This window comes from Vreelandella songnenensis (assembly GCF_003002925.1).
GTDB classification, from domain to species: domain Bacteria; phylum Pseudomonadota; class Gammaproteobacteria; order Pseudomonadales; family Halomonadaceae; genus Vreelandella; species Vreelandella songnenensis.
This window is the reverse complement of record NZ_PVTK01000010.1, coordinates 66,490-82,794: the sequence shown is the minus strand read 5'-3', so window position 1 is coordinate 82,794 and position 16,305 is coordinate 66,490. Positions and strand designations below refer to the sequence as shown.

The 16,305-nt window shown below is 61.1% G+C and carries 14 protein-coding genes; 9 read left to right on the top strand and 5 right to left on the bottom strand.

The annotated features are described in order from the left end of the window. Positions 1-256 precede the first annotated feature (256 nt). Positions 257-1,576 (top strand): NRAMP family divalent metal transporter, encoded by a 1,320-nt coding sequence (locus B0H98_RS15050; RefSeq protein ID WP_106375886.1) that lies wholly within the window; start codon positions 257-259, stop codon positions 1,574-1,576. 68 nt (positions 1,577-1,644) lie between these two features. Here B0H98_RS15050 and hpxO read toward each other — a convergent pair whose 3' ends face one another. Both hpxO and B0H98_RS15040 read right to left on the bottom strand, forming a co-directional pair. Next, positions 1,645-2,847 carry an FAD-dependent urate hydroxylase HpxO gene (gene hpxO, locus B0H98_RS15045; RefSeq protein WP_208623631.1) on the bottom strand — a complete coding sequence of 401 codons (1,203 nt, stop codon included), beginning with the start codon at positions 2,845-2,847 and terminating at the stop codon, positions 1,645-1,647. A 135-nt stretch (positions 2,848-2,982) separates the two neighbouring features. Further along, positions 2,983-3,912 (bottom strand): LysR family transcriptional regulator, encoded by a 930-nt coding sequence (locus tag B0H98_RS15040; protein WP_106375884.1) that lies wholly within the window; start codon positions 3,910-3,912, stop codon positions 2,983-2,985. 157 nt (positions 3,913-4,069) lie between these two features. Between B0H98_RS15040 and speB the strand changes: the two genes are divergently transcribed. Further along, complete coding sequence (gene speB / locus B0H98_RS15035) at positions 4,070-4,975, top strand: agmatinase (RefSeq protein ID WP_106375883.1); 906 nt, start codon at positions 4,070-4,072, stop codon at positions 4,973-4,975. 51 nt (positions 4,976-5,026) lie between these two features. Here the strand turns inward: speB and B0H98_RS15030 are convergent, their stop codons facing one another. Beyond that, positions 5,027-5,941: a LysR family transcriptional regulator gene (locus B0H98_RS15030; protein WP_106375882.1), complete on the bottom strand. Its 915-nt coding sequence runs from the start codon at positions 5,939-5,941 to the stop codon at positions 5,027-5,029. A gap of 203 nt (positions 5,942-6,144) precedes the next feature. Here B0H98_RS15030 and B0H98_RS15025 point away from each other — a divergent pair, with 203 nt between their 5' ends. The 7 genes from B0H98_RS15025 (at position 6,145) to B0H98_RS14995 (ending at position 15,008) form a co-directional block, all read left to right on the top strand. Then, a complete protein-coding gene (locus B0H98_RS15025) occupies positions 6,145-7,740 on the top strand; it encodes an ABC transporter substrate-binding protein (RefSeq protein ID WP_208623630.1) in 1,596 nt (531 codons plus the stop codon). Between the two features lie 70 nt (positions 7,741-7,810). Next, positions 7,811-8,752: an ABC transporter permease gene (locus B0H98_RS15020; RefSeq protein ID WP_106375880.1), complete on the top strand. Its 942-nt coding sequence runs from the start codon at positions 7,811-7,813 to the stop codon at positions 8,750-8,752. After that, positions 8,752-9,642 carry an ABC transporter permease gene (locus B0H98_RS15015; protein ID WP_106375879.1) on the top strand — a complete coding sequence of 297 codons (891 nt, stop codon included), beginning with the start codon at positions 8,752-8,754 and terminating at the stop codon, positions 9,640-9,642. Before B0H98_RS15020 ends, B0H98_RS15015 begins: the two co-directional genes overlap by 1 nt. Beyond that, a complete protein-coding gene (locus B0H98_RS15010) occupies positions 9,642-11,288 on the top strand; it encodes an ABC transporter ATP-binding protein (RefSeq protein WP_106375878.1) in 1,647 nt (548 codons plus the stop codon). The genes B0H98_RS15015 and B0H98_RS15010 overlap by 1 nt, the downstream gene beginning before the upstream one ends. Positions 11,289-11,327: 39 nt before the next feature. Continuing rightward, on the top strand, positions 11,328-12,803 hold the full coding sequence (locus tag B0H98_RS15005; RefSeq protein WP_244183194.1) for an amidase: 1,476 nt from the start codon (positions 11,328-11,330) through the stop codon (positions 12,801-12,803). 62 nt (positions 12,804-12,865) lie between these two features. Next, positions 12,866-13,651, top strand: coding sequence for a sulfite exporter TauE/SafE family protein (locus B0H98_RS15000; RefSeq protein WP_106375876.1), 786 nt, complete (start codon positions 12,866-12,868; stop codon positions 13,649-13,651). A gap of 4 nt (positions 13,652-13,655) precedes the next feature. Continuing rightward, the gene (locus B0H98_RS14995) at positions 13,656-15,008 is read left to right on the top strand and encodes a D-serine ammonia-lyase (RefSeq protein ID WP_106375875.1); all 1,353 of its coding nucleotides are present in this window, start codon (positions 13,656-13,658) and stop codon (positions 15,006-15,008) included. On the opposite strand, the gene B0H98_RS14990 is transcribed toward B0H98_RS14995, so the two are convergent. Both B0H98_RS14990 and B0H98_RS14985 read right to left on the bottom strand, forming a co-directional pair. Next, positions 15,005-15,811 carry a cytochrome c oxidase assembly protein gene (locus tag B0H98_RS14990; RefSeq protein ID WP_106375874.1) on the bottom strand — a complete coding sequence of 269 codons (807 nt, stop codon included), beginning with the start codon at positions 15,809-15,811 and terminating at the stop codon, positions 15,005-15,007. The two genes, B0H98_RS14995 and B0H98_RS14990, sit on opposite strands and share 4 nt — an antisense overlap. Continuing rightward, a complete protein-coding gene (locus B0H98_RS14985; RefSeq protein ID WP_106375873.1) occupies positions 15,812-16,273 on the bottom strand; it encodes a DUF2243 domain-containing protein in 462 nt (153 codons plus the stop codon). It abuts the gene before it with no gap. Positions 16,274-16,305: the final 32 nt, after the last annotated feature.

Genomic DNA, 16,305 nt, shown 5'->3' with positions numbered 1-16,305 from the left:
CCTTGCCAAGCCTTCCCAGTACAGACTCAGAAAGGTGCAATAAATACATATCAGCTGCGTACCTGACCTGCGGCAAGCCATATACGCATGCAAGCCAAGCGGCGGCGTCAGGGTGTGAGTCACCAAGGATAACTCCGAGCAATAGGAAAGCGGTCCTCGACTGAGCTACCATAGCGCCCCTGTAACGCCCCCATAACGCTGTTCACGCGAAAACAATAACGAAGATTATCCGAATCCCGCTCACAAGGAGCCTGCCATGCCCCCTCAAGAATCCAGTACGCTGACGGCCCCGGTACCGGCCAAATCAGTGTATGCCAAGTACCTCGCGGCTCTCGGGCCCGGTTTTCTATTTGCAGGGGCGGCCATCGGCACCTCGCACGTCGTCCAGTCAACGCGTGCCGGGGCTGAATACGGCATTGGCCTGCTGGGCTTCATCCTGCTTGCCGTGCTGCTCAAGTATCCGTCGTTCTTCTTCGGGCCTTTTTATGTCAGCGTGACCGGCAAATCTCTGGTCGAGGGGTATCGCCAGACCTTCGGGCGCTCGGTGGTGGGGCTGTTCGCGCTGGTGCAGATCCCCGTGACCGCGATCATCATCGCCGCCATCGCGATCACCACCGCGGGCCTTGCCGGCAGCATCGTACCGCTGACGCTCAGCCCGCCCACGGTAGCGGTCATTCTGATCGCGCTGTGTGGCGTGCTGACCTTCGCTGGCGGCTACAAGCTGCTGGACTGGGTCAACAAGGTCTTCGTGGTGATCTTGAGCGTGACTACCGTGCTGGCCGCGATCGTTGCCCTGCCGCTGGTGGACTGGACCTTCTATCCGGAAACGGCAGTGTCGCCGCTCTGGAGCGTGGCGACCTTCGTGACCCTGGTGGCGGTGCTTGGGTTGATGCCCTCGGACATTACGCTTGCCGTCATGAACTCGCTGTGGTCCGAGGCGCGCAACAAGGCGCAAGGTAGGCGCAGCGACACCGCCGCCGAAAAGATCGATTTCAACATCGGCTATATCGGCGCCGGCGTGCTGGCGGCGTGTTTCGTGATCATGGGCGCGGGCGTCATGCACAGCCAGGGCATCACCCCGGCGGACGGCGCGGTCGGCTTTGCAAGCCAGGTCATCAGCCTTTACACCAGCACCCTGGGCGAGTGGAGCGGCGTGGTCGTGGGCATTTCGGCGTTTACCGTCATGCTGACCACGCTCTTGACCGTGCTCGACGGTTTTCCGCGCATGATCAGCGCCTCCTGGTACACCTTCACCCGTCCGGCGGGCGCGACGGAAACGTCCCGCACGATCGAGGGCAGCCCGGCGTTTCTGGTGTCGCTGATCGGGCTTTCGCTCCTGGCGGCGGTGATTCTGTATACGCTGATGGGCAATTTCCGCCTCTTCATGGACTTCGTGATGGTCGTGGCGTTCTTGCTCAGCCCGATCCTCGCCGCGCTGAACCACTTCACCGCCAACGGCGCCACCGTGCCGGTATCGCTTCGCCCCTCGAAGCTGATCAACGCCTGGAGCTGGCTGGCGATTGCCACGCTGACGCTTTTATCGCTGGGCTATATTTACGTGCGCTTTATCTTCTGAGCAAAAGGCGTGCAATCGTGACGACACGCGTGCGGCCTTTTGGCCGCACGCTTTTTTTGGGCTTTTTCTCAGCCCAACGGGCCGCCCAGAATGGTTTTGCGAATGCCTTCACGCACGCCCTGGCCATCTTCCTGGCCCAGTTCGGCGTACCACGCCTGAGTCAGCGCCGGGGTGTGGCCGTGAATCATCTCCGCCCGCGTGCGCGCTCTGGCCACGATCTCGCCTACCCGCTCGACCCGGGCGACATCGTAGGTTTCAAGCGCCTGGCGCAGGGCCTCCTCTACCACGGGCGTCTTCTCGAGCGCCTGCTGCACGGCCTGGGCCAGCACCCAGGCATCCTCCATCGCCTGGCAGCCACCCTGGCCCAGATCCGGTGCCATGCCGTGGGCGGCATCGCCCAGCAGCGCCACGCGGTTACTGGTCAAAGTTTCGAGCGGTGCGATATCGTGAATCTCGACCCGCGCCATGCGCGCCGGGTCGACGTGCTCGATCAGCGCCTGTACGGGCCGCGCCCAACCGGCGAAGTGCTCGCGCAGCTCTTCTGTATAGCGGGCGGGGTCGTTGGGGGTATCGGCAGGTAGCGGCACATCGAAGAAGCAGTAGAACTCCTCTTGCCCTTCGCTGTTGCCGCCGGTGCCCATGGGCATCAGTGACACCCGCTTGCCTTCGCCCACGTACTGGTCCCAGCTATCCAGCGGGGCGAGCGCATTTGAAGCGGGTACGCGCACGTTCCAGTTCACATAGCCCACGTACTGGCGCTCCACGGCGCGCCCCACGATCTTGTTGCGCAGCCGGGAGTGGGTGCCATCGGCCACGACCAGCAGGTCTGCTTCGACCTCGCGGCCATCGGCGAAGATGGCGGTCACACCACGGGCGTCGCTCGTGTAATCCACGCAGTGCTGACCAAGCTTTATATGCTCGGCGCCGACCGCTTCAAACAGGGTTTGCTGCAAGGCGGCACGGGCAATGGGGCAGGCGCGCTGCTTGACGTCTTCATAAAGCGGGGCCAGCGAGAAATCACTCAGCAGGTGGCCATCATGGCTCAGGTAGCGCATGCGCTGCATGTCGCCGCTCAAGCGCTCGATGGCAGTGCCAAGGCCCAATTTATGCATCACCTTGACGCCGTTGGACCACAGCGAAATAGCCGCCCCCACCGGGCGCATCTCCTCTACCCGCTCCATTACAGTGACGTGGTGGCCCTGCTGCTGGAACGCCAGCGCAGCGCTCAAACCGCCCATTCCTGCCCCAATGACCAGAACATTCAGCGACATCGGCAACTCCTTGGTGTTGTTTGGCGTTGTTATGCTGATAAAGCGGCGTAGCATGTGTTCAGTGTAAGCCGGTTGGCCGTTCAGGACGATGCGCGCACACCCGGTTTATCAAGCAAGACGGAGGCCATTTTTCGATCAGGCCCGCCCGTTGAAAGCCCGGGCAAAATCGATCAGCTGCTGATTGAGCCAGGCGATGGAGGGCTCATTGGCATGCAGGGCGTGCTGAATCAGCGTCATGTTGAGCGCGGGAAGCTCTTCGGGCGGCTCTACCAGCCGCACCGGCAGCATGGCGATGAACCGCTCGGCCATTTGCCTTGGCAGGGTCATGATGGCGTCCGTCAGCGCGACCACGCGTGCAGCGGCAATGTAGTTGAGGTTCTTCGAGATCACCCGGCGCGTCAGCCCGTGCTGGGTCAGACAGCTGTCGATATTGCTGGGCCGTAGCCCGCTGATATCGGCAAGCTCCACGTGCATCATCCGGGAAAACTGCTGGATCCCCAGCGCCTCCCCTACGCCTTGGTTATGGGTGGCCGCCAGGCACACCAGCTCTTCGTGCATCCAGGGTGCCTGCAGCACGCCGCCGGGTAACTCTTCCTGGCTATCCAGCCCTACCACCATATCGATCTGGCGGCTTTCAAGGCCCTCGCTCAACACCTCTGGAGTAATCAATTCGATGGAAAAGCTGATACCCGGCGCATAGGTCAAAAGCTGGCTTAAAAAGCCGGGGTACATGACTTCTTCAAAGTAATCCGTGGTGGCCAGCGTAAAGCGGCGTGTACTGCTGGCAGGCGAGAACGACGCCGGCGGGGCCAGCCCTTCCTGCAGCATGGCCAGCGCCTGTTGCACCACCGGCAACAGCGCCAGCGCTCGGGGGGTGGGCTGCATGCCGCTTTCGGTGCGCACCAGCAGCGGGTCATCCAGCGACTCGCGCAGCCGCTTCAGCGCGTGACTCAAGGCCGGCTGGCTTACGTGCAGCTTTTCGGCGGCACGCGTTACGTGGCGTTCGCGCATCAGCGTCTCGAACACCCGCAGCAGGTTTAAATCGAAGTGACGCGGTATGCTCATAAATGCCCGTCATTCCCTACTATTCATTCAATGAATGGTTTAATTCTAAACATTCATTTAATTTATCGCTCGAAATTATTTATGGTCGCCTCCTCGTCGCGTGGCTTACGCGATCTTGTGCTCAAGGAGACGTCCGCCGGTGACCCAGACACCCATCATGCCCAGCCTGTTTGGTGATGTTATCTCGACCTTCATGAACGTAGCCAAGGCTACCGACCCTAAAGCGACCGATGCGGACGTCGTGATCAGCGGCGTGCCCTTTGACCTGGCGTGTTCCGGCCGGGCGGGCACGCGCATGGGGCCGAATGCCATTCGTCAGGCCACGGCCAACTTGATCTGGGAAGGCAAGCGCTGGCCCTGGGATTTCGCGCTCGAAGAGCGCCTTGCCGTGGTTGACGCGGGCAACCTGGATTACGCCTACGGCGAGCCGGAGAGCCTGGTGGACAACCTGGAAAGCCACGCCGGCCGCTGGCTGAAAGCGGGCAAGAAGATGCTGACACTCGGCGGCGATCACTACATCAGCCTGCCGCTTCTGCGCGCGCATGCCCGCGAGCACGGCCCGCTGGCGCTGATTCACTTTGACGCCCACACCGATACCTACGAGCAGGGCACGCGCTTTGACCACGGCACCATCTTCCACCACGCCTTGAAAGAGGGCCTGGTCGTACCCGAGCACTCGCTGCAGATTGGTATTCGCACCAGTTACGATCGTCACAATCATCCCTATGAAGTGCTGGACGCCGACTGGGTAAACGACAACGGCCCCAAGGCGGTGCTTGAGAAAATACGCGCCCGCGTCGGCCATCACCCGGCCTACGTCAGCCTGGATATTGACGGACTGGACCCGGCGTTTGCACCGGGCACCGGCACGCCGGTGTGCGGCGGCATGTCCACCGACCTGCTGCTCAAGGTCGTCAGGGGCTTGGTGGGTATGGATCTGGTGGGTATGGACGTGGTGGAGGTCAACCCGGCTTACGATCACGCGGATATTACCTCGCTTGCTGCGGCAACGCTGGGGCTTGAGTTCTTGTATGTGCTGGCGGCGGGTAAGCGAGCCCTGTAAACGTAAGTTCCGCTTTCGAGCAGAGGCCACGCTGACGAACTCAGCGTGGCCTCATGCCTTGTCCGACTCCAGGGCCATGCATAAATCCCCCAGAAAATCCGCAACGCCCTTGGGCAGCGTACGCCCTGCCAGTGTCTGCACTTCGATGGTGCGCCCGCTCATTTCCCGATCCCGGATGGGGAGCGAAACGAGTTGGGCGGCATCGCTCAAGTGGCGCACCGATACATCACCAATCAGCGTGATTCCTCCTTGGCAGGCGGCAAAATGCACTAGCGTGGTCACGAAGTTACTCACCATGACTGGCTCGATAAGCAACCCCTGACGGCTGCAACTCACGTTGAACAACTGACGAATGGTGGTGTTATCCGTGGGTAACGCCAACGGATAGTGGCTGAGCTGTGCCAGGGAAACATGCTTTTTAGCGGCCAGCGCGTGGCTACTGTGCATGACCGCATGGATCGGCGCCATGATCCGCTTTTCGACCTGAATGTTCTTCTCCGGGGCTGGCGAAATCGTAAGCCCAATATCCGCCAGTCCTTCACAGACGCGTTGCGTCACCTCCGTTGATGACATGACCGCCAGATCGAAATGGATACCGTGATGCTTTTGGCGGTATTCGCTGATCACATGTGGCAACAGGTAGCTTGCCAGACCCTCGATACTGGCAAGCCGCACCGTTCCTCGCTGTATTCCTTCAAGCCCGGTGATCTCCTCGACCACCCGGGCCGCATCCAGGCGCGCCTTGCGTGCGTGGGCAGCCAGAAGCTCCCCGGAGGGGCTCAGCCGCATGCCGGTAGGGTGACGCTCGAAAAGTTGGCTACCAAGTTCGGCCTCAAGGCGGGCGATCTGGCGGCTGACCGCAGAGGGCGCAACGTGCAACTGGGCAGAAGCCTTGTTGATCGACCCCTGCCGTACAATCTCCAGAAAATAGCGCAACGCCGAGTCCAGCAGAATGCGTTCATTCATGCCATTCCCCCACCTCTGGTTCGTTAATTGCATTGCCTAAAAGGCAATACCGCATTCGAAAAATACATCTAACGTCATGGCTTTTGCCAGCGCTAGTATCGAACCAGAAGCAGATCAACAAGACGCCTATCCATGACAAGCGCCGATTTGCCGACCGTCAACGTGGTTATCGCCAGCCGCTAATAATATCAATGGAGATTGCGATGCATACGACGCCCCTTGCAGGTTTTACCAAGAAAGCGCTTCTGACCGCTATTGGCACGGTCAGCGCCCTTTCCTTCACCGCCCAGGCTGAAACCACCGTGAACGCGGTCATGCACTCGGCACTTCGAGCGCTGGATCCCGTCTCAAGCAGTGCCACCATCGCGCGCAACCACGGCTACATGATCTACGACACTCTGATCGGGCTGGATGCCGACCTCAATCCGCAGCCGCAGATGGCCGACTGGGATATCTCCGATGATGGCCTGACCTATACCTTTACCCTGCGCGAAGGGCTGACCTGGCACGACGGTACGCCGGTTACCGCTGCCGACTGTATTGCCTCACTAGAGCGCTGGGCCAGTTTTGACCCCGGCGGCACATTGATCCTGGATCACCTGGAAAGCCTTGAAGCGCTGGATGACCACCGTTTCGAACTCACCCTTTCCACCCCGCTTGGAGATGTAATCGGACTGATGTCCAAACCTTCAGCGATGGCAGCCTTCATGATGCCTGAAGACGTTGCATCGATTGCGCCGGGCCAGCCGTTGCCCAACCAGATCGGCTCGGGGCCCTTCCGGTTTGTCGCTGACGAGTACCAGCCTGGCGTCAAAGTGGTGTACGAGCGCTTTGACGAGTACGAACCGCGTGACGAGGCCCCGTCCGGCACGGCAGGCAGCAAGGAGGTCTTCGTCGATCGGGTCGAGTGGGTGCACATGCCGGACATGCAAACCACGGTAAACGCCATCAACAGCGGCGACATCGACTATATCGAGCGTACGCCCTTTGATCTGCTGCCTCTGCTTGAGCACAACCCCGAGATTACCGCCGACGTACTCGACCCGCTGGGCATGCTGACGCTGGCGCGTACCAACTTTCTTCACCCTCCCTTCGATGACGCGCGTATCCGCCGCGCCGCGCTACTGGCTATCAGCCAGGAAGATGTCATGGCTGCCCTGGTCGGCGACCCGCGCTTCTATCAGACCTGCGCCTCGGTGTTTGGCTGCGGTACACAGCTCTCCTCCGAGTCCGGCGGTGAATCGCTCACCAACGGCGGGAGCCTTGACGAAGCCCGTGCACTGCTGGAAGAAGCCGGCTACGACCAGCGTCCTATCGTGCTCTTGCAACCTTCGGATGTGGCCACGCTGACACCCCAGCCCATGGTGGTAGCTCAGGCGCTGCGCAACGCTGGTTTCAACGTTGAGCTTCGCCAGATGGACTGGCAGACCTTGGTGAGCCAGCGGGCCAGTCGTGACGCCTCCGCCGACGGTGGCTGGGACATGATCTTTACCAACTTCGGGGTCGACAGTACCTGGTCGCCCTCCATCAACCCTCTCCTGATCGCCACCGGCCTGGAAGGCAGCTGGTTTGGCTGGCCGACCGACCCGGAAATGGAGGAGCTGCGTACCGAGTTTGCCCTGGCGCAGAGCGAAGAGCAGCGCAAAGCCATGGCCGATGCCGTCCAGCGCCATGCCATGGAACAGACGACGCTCATTCCTTTAGGTCAGTTCCAGAATGTCACTTCCTGGCGTCAGGAGCTGAGCGATATCGTCGAAGGGCCGGTTCCCGTCTTCTGGGGTATGCGCAAGGCTGATTAAGCGCTTTTTCTCCTGCCTGTTGCTGACGGGCAGGAGCTTACCCGTCTACCCGCTGACCGAGGGAATTCCCATGCTTGGCTATTTTATTCGCCGGCTGCTGGCCGCCATTCCAGTGATGTTGGTGGTCGCGCTTTCCGTCTTTCTGCTGCTGCGCCTCTCCCCCGGCGACCCGGCCGTGATCATTGCCGGTGACATGGCCAGTGCTGAACAGGTGGCCAGCATCCGGGCCGCCCTGGGGCTGGACCAGCCGATCTACACCCAGTTCTTCATCTGGATAGGCAACATGCTGCAAGGCGATTTCGGCACGTCGCTGATCTCTCAGACATCGGTGCTTTCCATGATCACCCAGCGGCTTGAACCCACCATCAGCCTGGCCATCGCAGCCATCGTGTTTACCGTGCTTATTTCCGTTCCGCTGGGCGTCATCGCCGCCTGGCGCCAGGGTAGCTGGATCGACAACCTGGTGATGTCGATATCAGTGGTGGGTTTTTCGGTGCCTGTGTTCGTGATTGGCTATGTGCTTATCCAGGTGTTTGCCATTGAGCTTGGCTGGCTGCCGGTACAGGGCTACCGCAGCCTGGAAAACGGCGTTGGCGAGTTTGCAAGGCGCCTGGTGCTGCCCGCCCTGACGCTTTCATCGGTCTATATTGCGCTGATCGCGCGCATGACGCGTGCCAGCATGCTGGAAGTATTGAAAGAGGATTATATCCGTACCGCCCGCGCCAAGGGTCTGGGCGAACGACTCATCCTGTTTCGTCACGCCCTGCGCAATGCGGGTGTACCCATTCTTACCGTGATTGGCACCGGCTTTGCGCTGATGGTGTCCGGGGTGGTGGTCACTGAAAGCGTATTCAACATTCCTGGGCTTGGACGGCTGATTGTCGATGCCGTGCTGGCGCGTGACTACCCGGTCATTCAAGCGCTCATTCTGCTGACGGCAGGCCTGTACGTGGTAATCAATCTGCTGATTGATCTCTCCTACGCCATCACTGACCCCAGGATCCGCTACTGATGCCTACCCACCTTCACACTCAAGAGCTGCCCGCCCGCTACAGTCTTCACGGGCTGGTGACGCGGCTTCTCCGCCTGCGCCCGCGCACCACCACGCTGATAGCCGCCACAACGCTTCTGCTGATTGTGCTGATGGCGCTTTTCGCGCCGCTGATTGCCACCCAAGACCCCACTGCACTTTCACCCACCAGCCGCCTGGAATCGATGAGTGCGGCGCACTGGCTGGGCACCGATGCTTACGGCCGGGATCTCTTTTCCCGCGTGGTGTACGGCGCGCAGGTATCGCTGGCGGTCGGCGTGGGCGTGGCCTTTCTTACCGTGCTGATCGGCCTGCCCTTGGGGCTGCTGGCGGGATATTTTCGCGCCATTGATGCCGTGCTCATGCGTTTTATGGATGGGCTGATGGCTATTCCCGGCATTCTTGCTGCCATCGCGATCGTCTCACTGACCTCGGCCAACCTGTGGACACTGATGATCGCCATTACCGTGCCGGAAATCCCCCAGATAGTGCGCCTGGTGCGCTCTCAGGTACTGGCCACGCGAGAAGAAGCGTTTGTGGAGGCCGCCGTACTGATGAGTACCCCCACCCGCACCATTTTATGGCGCCACCTGATGCCCAATACCTTTGCGCCCCTGATCGTACAGTGTACCTACGTGTGCGCCGCCGCCATTCTGACCGAAGCGACCCTGTCGTTTCTGGGGGTCGGGCTCAGCTCTGAAATTCCCACCTGGGGCAACATCATGTCCGATGGGCGCACCTACTTTCAGCTACAGCCGTCGCTGATCTTCTGCGCAGGCCTTTTGCTGTCACTGTGCATTCTCTCGATCAACCTGCTGGGCGACGCCGCCCGCGACTCCCTCGATCCGGTCATGAAGCGCAAGGAAGGCTGATGAGCACTCAAGATCCTGTACTGCACGTCGACGCACTCGTCGTCGAGACCACCGACAAGACGCCCAAGCAGATCCTCAAGGCGGTGTCGTTCGAGATCCATGCCGGTGAAACGCTCTGCCTGGTGGGTGAAAGCGGTTCGGGCAAGTCGGTATCCTCGCTGACCACCCTGGGGCTTCTGCCGCCGGGTAGCCTGCGCGCGACCAGCGGCCGGGTGCTGCTGGATGGCGAGGACCTGCTTCAGGCCACCCCCAAACGCCTGATCGAGCTTCGCGGCAGCCGCATGGCAATGATTTTTCAAGAGCCGATGACTGCGCTGAACCCAGTGCTGACCGTGGGCAAGCAGTTGGATGAGGTGCTTGCCTGCCATACCCAGGCATCAGGCGCCGAGCGCCGCGCCCAGGTGCTGGACGCGCTGGAGCAGGTACACCTGCCGGATATCCAGCGCATGTATACGAGCTATCCGCATCAGCTTTCCGGCGGCCAGCGCCAGCGCATCATGATTGCCATGGCGCTACTGCTCAAACCGCGTCTGCTGATTGCCGATGAGCCTACCACCGCGCTGGACGTCACCACTCAGCACCAGATTCTCAAGCTGATCCGCGAGCTTCAGGAGAAGCACGGCACGGCGGTGCTGTTCATCACCCACGACATGGGCGTGGTGGTCGACATTGCCGACCGGGTCTGCGTCATGAATACCGGTGTGATTGTCGAGCAGGGCCCGGTCAACCAGGTGCTCAGCTCCCCACGGGAAGCGTATACCCGACGTTTGCTGACCGCCGTGCCCAGCTTGACACCCAGGCCGCCGCGCCCTGAACGAGGGCCGCGCCGGGTGCTGGATGTGGCGGAGCTTGCCAAGGAGTACGGGGTCTCCAAGCGCCTGTTCAACGGTTGGCGCAAGCCCCGAACAGGTACCCGCGCGGTCAACGATGTCAGCTTTCACCTGCTTGAAGGACGCACCCTGGGCATTGTCGGGGAGTCTGGGTCGGGCAAGTCGACCCTTGCCCGCTGCGTGATGCGCCTTATCGACCCAACGGGCGGCACGATTCGCATCAATGGCCAGGATATTGCCGATCTGCATCCACGCGGGCTCAAGCCGCACCGTGGCCGTATCCAGATGGTGTTTCAAGACCCCTATCGCTCACTGAACCCGCGTATCACCATTGGCCAGAGCCTGATCGAAGGGCCGATGAACTACGGCAAGCCGCGCCGCGAAGCGCTTGCCCAGGCCGAAGAGCTCCTACAGCTGGTGGGCCTGCCGCCGGATGCCATCGACCGCTTCCCGCACCAGTTTTCCGGCGGCCAGCGCCAGCGTATTGCGATTGCTCGGGCCCTGGCGATGGAGCCCGACGTGATCGTGGCCGACGAGGCCGTCTCGGCGCTGGATGTTTCGGTGCAGGCCCAAGTGCTGGCGCTGTTTGATGATATTCAAAAGCGCCTGGGCGTTTCGATCCTGTTCATCACTCACGATCTGCGCGTAGCCGCCCAGATCTGCGACGATGTGCTGGTCATGCAGCGCGGTCAGGTGGTCGAGTACGGGCCGGCACAGCAGGTGCTGGGCCACCCCCAGGCCAGCTACACGCGCCAGTTGATCGCCGTTGCCCCTGGGCGCTCCTGGAATTTCGCCGCTTTTGCACCCGCCAGCTAACCAATGACTTAGGGATATTCACCAATGAATGCTTGTGACTTGAGTGCGACTGAAGCACGCCGCCTGATGGCCTGCAAGAAACTCTCTGCCGTTGAACTGACCGACAGCTGCATTGCGCGTACGCAAGCCGTCAACCCTGCCGTCAACGCCCTGGTGGCGCAGAATATTGGCGCCATGCGTCGTGCCGCCGAAAACGCCCAGGCCAGTATCGACCGCGGCGATGCCCTGGGAATTCTTCACGGCTTGCCACTATGCGTAAAGGATATGGTGGACGTGACCGACCTGCCGACCACCTTCGGCAGCCAGATCTACGCTGACAATATCGCCAAGGGTGACGACCCTATGGTGGCCCAACTGCGCGGCGAAGGGGCCGTCATCATGGGCAAGACCAATAACCCGGAGTGGAGCGCCGGTGGCAATACCCGCAATGCGGTGTACGGGGTAACGGCCAATCCGTTTGACCTGAGCCGTTCGGCGGCAGGGTCATCCGGCGGATCGGCGGTGGCCCTGGCCTGCGGTATGGCGCCGCTGGCCACCGGCTCGGATACCGGCGGCAGCCTGCGCAACCCGGCCGCTTTTTGTGGCGTGGTGGGCTTTCGTCCTACGCCGGGCCTGGTTCCTGGGCACAGCCGGGCGCTGGGCTGGCTGCCAATGTCGCTCAACGGCCCCATGGCACGCACGGTAGAGGATACCGCGCTGATGCTCTCGGCGATGATTCGCCCCGACCGCCGCGACCCCTGGACCCCCGTCGTGGAAGATAAACCCGTCTATCAGGCGGATGCGTTTCGCCATCTGCCGGCATACGATCTGTGCAGCGCCCGCGTGGCGTTTACCACAGACTTCGGCTTCACCATGACCGAAAAGCTCATCGCGGATAGCTTCAGTGAAAAGCTCAAGCGCTTTGGTCATGTGTTCGGCCAGTTGAACGACACCCACCCGGACTGCCTGGAAGCCGACGACACCTTCGCGATCATTCGGGCGCTGTGCTTTTCCGGCCACCACCGCGATCTGCTGAAGCAGTACCCGGATAAAGTAGGCCCTAATGTGCGCGACAACGTGCACGAGGGAGAAAGCTACTCGGCGCTGGATGTTGTGCGGGCGCTGACCAATCAGACGCATCTTTACCGGCACTGGCAGCAGTTCTTTGAGCATCACGACTTCATTCTGGCGCCCACAACCACCATCAGTCCACGCAACTGGCATGAGCTTTATCCTACCGAGATCGATGGCGAACCTACTCAGAGCTACTATCACTGGCTCTCCATGGCCTACGCCTCGACCCTTGCCGGCCATCCTTCGGTGACGCTGCCCACAGGGCGTGATCGCAACGGCCTGCCCTTTGGCCTGCAGATCATCGGCCGCCGTGGGAGCGACCTGCAAACGCTGGCGTTCGCCCGGGAACTGGAAATACTGTTCAAAGGCGATGCCCTGCTTGAGCGCCCCAGCGTGGATATTGCCTACCTGGCTCAAGCCGAGGCACTTTGCAACGCTGAAGGATTCATGGGCTTTGCCTAACCTTTACTGCCTCGCCGGCGCCTGCCGTGGAGGCGGCGTCGTCATTTTAGAGGACTCGATCATTGGAACTGCTTATCTACTTGCTGCTGGGCGCCGCGGCGGGTGTTCTCTCGGGTATGTTTGGCGTGGGCGGCGGGCTGATTATCGTGCCGCTGCTGATCTACGTGTTTACGCTGCAGGGCGTTTCTCAAGATGTTCTGACTCACCTGGCCGTGGGTACATCACTTGCCACCATCGTGTTCACCTCTATCAACTCCGTCATCGCCCATCACCGCTACGGCGCGGTACGCTGGCATGCGGTGCTCTGGCTTGGCGTGGGGATTGTGGGTGGTAGCGTGGCGGGCGGCTATACGGCTTCGTTCTTGAGTGGCGTACTGCTTCAAAAGATGATCGGCGGCTTCGCGATTCTGGTGGCTATCCAGATGTTCTTTCAACTTCAGCCCAGCACCCATCCTGACGCTTCGCCAGGGCGCGCCTTTCTTGGCGCCTCTGGCGTGCTGGTTGGTTGGGGCTCCGCCCTTTTCGGCATCGGCGGTGGCGCCATGACCGTTCCGCTCTTGAGTTGGCGCGGCTTTTCCATGAAGCACGCCGTGGCCACCTCGGCGGCGTGCGGCCTGCCCATTGCGCTGTCCGGCTCGGTTTCGTTTATCTGGATCGGGCTGCATGCCGACGGGTTACCGCCATGGAGCCTGGGCTACGTTTACCTGCCCGCGTTAATGGGCATTGGCGTAACCAGCATGCTATTCGCGCGCTTTGGCGCGCGCCTGTCACACCGGCTCGACCCGCTACTACTCAAACGCCTCTTTTCACTTTTATTACTGCTGGTGGGCATCAACTTTCTTAGGTAACGCTATGGATACTTCCACACGAAAGGGCTGGGTGGACATTGCTTTCGCCGGCACAGACACCACGCTCAATGCTCTACGCCAAGGCAAGGAAACGCTGTGGCTCAACCCCAGCCGGCGCCCCTTTGACGAAATAAAACAGGAACTTGCACTTGGGTTCGATGATATCGAGGAGGCTGCTGCGCGCCTACAGCGCTTTGCCCCCTATTTCGTCGCGGCGTTTCCCGAAACGGCAACGCTTGAGGGCATTCTTGAGTCACCGTTAATCCGGGCAGACAGCGCCGCACGCAGGGTCGCTCAGTGGCTCGATACCGCACCGCCTGAACACCTTCTGATCAAGTGCGACAGCCACTTGCCCATTTCCGGCTCGATCAAGGCGCGTGGCGGCATCTACGAAGTGCTGCTTCACGCCGAAAAGCTGGCCGTGACCCATGGCCTGTTAACACCTGGCGATGACTACACCTGCTTTGCCTCAGAAGCGTTTCGGACGCTGTTTTCCCAGCACTCGATCGTGGTCGGCTCGACCGGCAACCTGGGGCTTAGCATCGGAATTATCAGTGCCAGGCTGGGGTTCAACGTGACCGTACATATGTCAGCGGATGCCCGTACCTGGAAGAAGGCGCTGCTGCGCGAGAAAGGTGTCCAGGTGGTCGAGCATCAATCCGACTACAGCGTTGCCGTGGCCCAGGGGCGTGAAGAAGCCCTGCGCACGCCGCGCTGCCACTTTGTCGATGACGAAGACTCGACCTCACTGTTTCTGGGCTATGCCGTGGCCGCCCTGCGGCTAAAAAAGCAGTTACATTCGCAGAGTATACGCGTTGATAACGAGCACCCGCTGATCGTCCATCTACCCTGCGGCGTAGGCGGCGGCCCCGGCGGCATCGCCTTTGGCCTCAAGCACGTCTTCGGTGACAGCGTGCACTGCCTGTTTGCCGAACCCACCCACTCGCCCTGCATGCTGCTGGGCATGCATACGCAGTTGCACAACGCCATCAGCGTTCAGGACATCGGCCTGGACAACCTTACCTGCGCCGACGGCCTGGCGGTCGGGCGCGCATCCGCTTTCGTAGGCAAGGTGATGGAGCCACTGTTGGACGGGATCTACACCGTCAGCGATGAACATCTCTACGCGCTGGTGGCGCTTATCAAGGAGAGTGAAGGACTGGACCTTGAGCCTTCTGCCGTGGCCGGGCTGCCGGGCTTTGCCCGGCTTAGTCATGCATCGACGCAGGAGCGAGCAAGCCTTGGACTCAAGGAGGTGCTTTCAAACGCCACGCACCTGGTCTGGGCCACAGGGGGAGCAATGGTGCCCGATGAAGAGCATGCAGCGTATTATCGTCAGGGCAAGGCGCTGCTTTAAGAGGCCTTGCTGGTTAAAAGCGCCTCACGCCGCTCAACTGGCCGGCGCAGCCAAAGCGTCAGCAGCACCACGGCCAAGAGCACTTCCGCCAGGTCGCCGCCGTAGTACATCAACTGGGCGGCGGCGCGCACCTCTTCAAGCGAATGCCCTGTGCCGCGGGGCCAGCCTTGAGAGTACATCAGCTTGCCCAGCACGCTGTGGGTGGCGATGGAGGCGAACAGCACGCCGAGCCGAAAGCGCAGGCTCAGCCGGTGGGGAGACACGTCCGGTTCGGCGAGAATCGCCCAGCAGAACAAGTAGCCTGCCAGCAGAAAGTGCAGGTGGATAGCGTTGTGAAGCACGGAGCTATCGAGCGAGGCGGTATAAAGCGGCGTTAAATACAGAACGTACATGCCGCCGATATTGAGTATCAGCGCCGTGATCGGGTGGGATACGCAACGAATGAAGCGGCTTTGCAGAAATGCTGCCACCCGCCTCCCTCCCGCCTGGGGCAGGGTGCGCAGCAGGAGCGTCACGGGCGCGGCCAGCACCCAGGCCAGGGGGGCAAACATGCCTATCAGCAGGTGCAGCGCCATATGGCCGCGTAAATCGTGATGCGCCCACGCCATCAAGGGCGGCGCAAACGCCAGCGCCAGCAGCAAACTGCCCATCAAAAAAGCGATACCGCGCCACGCGCTCCACCCGGAAGACGTGCCGCACTGCCGGTTCGCTGCGGCAAGGTAGCCCACCGTTACCAGGGCAATCAGCGCCAGCGGCCACCCTTCAAGCAGCGCTCCCTGGGTGGCATGGCCATGCGCGTGCATCTAGCCTCGCGTGCTCTGCTTGGCACGCCGATAGAGCCACACGCCTATCAGCAGTAGTACTGCCGCCGCGCCGTTCCACACCAGGTCGTAAAGCAGCGGATCCACACCGTAACGGATCTGGTGAAGGCGCAAGATCTTGTGGTTGATCAAACCATCGAATAACTGAAAGCCGCCCATCCCCAGAAAGAACCCGGCCCAGGCCCAAGGGGTCGCCAAGCGCTTGCGCTGAGAGAGATCCAGCAGCATGAATACCCCCACAACAACAGCAAGTAGCTCAACCGCGTGGAGCAGACCATCCGACAGAATCCCGAACGCAGGCGTGCCGAAATCAAAAAAGTGGTGCCACTGTAAAAGTTGGTGAAAGACGATTTCGTCAACCGCGGCCATGACACCGATACCCACCAGCACGGCCGCCCATAGCGAGCGTTTGGAATCTGTGGGTAAAGAAGTTGGGGCATTCATCATGGCGTCCGTGCTCTCGAAGCGTGTACTTC